This is a genomic window from Bradyrhizobium sp. PRIMUS42, assembly GCF_023006515.1.
Classification (GTDB): Bacteria; Pseudomonadota; Alphaproteobacteria; order Rhizobiales; family Xanthobacteraceae; genus Bradyrhizobium.
Genome location: NZ_JALBGZ010001087.1, coordinates 1 through 1,466 on the forward strand (window position 1 = coordinate 1; position 1,466 = coordinate 1,466).

The following is a 1,466-nucleotide window of genomic DNA, read 5'->3' on the forward strand; positions in this document are numbered from 1 at the left end:
CGCTGGAGCGCACGGCCGGCGTGACCTCGCTGGTTGAAGCTGCCGACCGGGCGCTCTACGCCGCCAAGGACGCAGGCCGCGACCGCCTGATGATGTCCGTCGAGGTCGTGGACCTCCTGCTGCCCAGGGCATCCGGCCAGTAGGACGGCTCAATAATGCGGTGGAGGCTCGTTGGCGGGTCCAGGCGCATTGGCCTCCGCCTCCTGCAAGCGCTCGCCGAGCTCCGCGATCTTCCGCGTCAGCAGATCGATCTGCTTCCACTGTGCGGTGATGGTCTGGTTCAGCGTCTCGATCGTGTCGTCCTGATAGGCGAGCCGCGTCTCCAGCGCGTCGATGCGCTCGCCCAGACTCTTGATCTCATTCGTCACGGCCTTGCCCCATATCTTGTTCCAGCAAGCTCCGCTCGCGCAAACCGTGGCCGAGCGCGACGCGCTCGTCGAACACGAAGCATTCGCCGCGCCAGCGGCTCTGCGCCTCCGGCACCTCTTCCAGATATTTGAGGATGCCGCCCTTGAGGTGATAGACCTCGGCAAAGCCGCGCGCGAGCAGATGCGCGCTCGCCTTCTCGCAGCGGATGCCGCCGGTACAGAACATCGCGATCCTGCGGTGCTTTGCGGGATCAAGCGCAGCTGCGGCAAAATCCTTGAATTGGCCAAAGCTCCTGATGCCGGGATCGACGGCGCCCTCGAACGTGCCCATCGCCACCTCGAAGGCGTTGCGGGTGTCGAGCAGCACCGTGTCGGGCGCAGAGATCAGCGCGTTCCATTCGCTCGCATCGACGTAGGTGCCGACCTGGCGGGTCGGATCGGCAGCCTCATCGCCAAGCGTGACGATCTCCTTCTTCAGGCGCACCTTGAGCCGCCCGAACGGCATCGCTTCGGCGGTCGAGAATTTCAATTCGAGATCGTCGAGCCGGCCGCCGAACATGTCGCCGTGCGCCAGCTCATAAGCGAGGGCGTCGATCGCCGCCGGCGCGCCGGCGAGCGTGCCGTTGATGCCCTCCTGCGCGAGCAGCACGCTGCCTTTCAGCGAGAGGCTGGCGCAGAACGCGCGCAGCGGCTCGCGCAGCTCGCGGTAATCCGGGAGGGCGGCGAATTGATAGAAGGCGGCGACCTTGGTGGCCGAATTCGGAGCAGACATGGCGGCTCGTTTAGCAGGCGATCGCCGCTCAGAAAACCCGCATGGCCGCTGGCCGCCAAAGGTCTATACGCCCAGCGGATGGCAGCCATTTCCTGGTATGCCAGCATTGCCCCGGCCGGCTGGAATGTGTCATGTAGACCCGGTTTTTCCTAAGACGGCGCGGCGCGCGCATCCCCGGCCAAGAGAGCAAGAAATTCGATGAGAAACTTCCATTTCCCCGGCAGGTCCACGGTCCACGCCACCAACGCGATGGTTGCGACCTCGCACCCGCAGGCCTCGCTCGCGGCGATCGAGGTGCTGCGCGAGGGCGGCACGGCGGTGGACGC

Annotated in this window: 2 protein-coding genes; both read right to left on the minus strand. The window is 65.8% G+C overall.

The annotated features are described in order from the left end of the window. Positions 1 to 149 precede the first annotated feature (149 nt). Positions 150 to 368 (minus strand): SlyX family protein, encoded by a 219-nt coding sequence (locus MOV75_RS37835; protein WP_246932637.1) that lies wholly within the window; start codon positions 366 to 368, stop codon positions 150 to 152. Then, entirely contained in the window at positions 358 to 1,140 is a 783-nt protein-coding gene (locus MOV75_RS37840; RefSeq protein ID WP_246932639.1) for a rhodanese-related sulfurtransferase, read from the minus strand. Before MOV75_RS37840 ends, MOV75_RS37835 begins: the two co-directional genes overlap by 11 nt. Between the last annotated feature and the right edge of the window lie 326 nt (positions 1,141 to 1,466).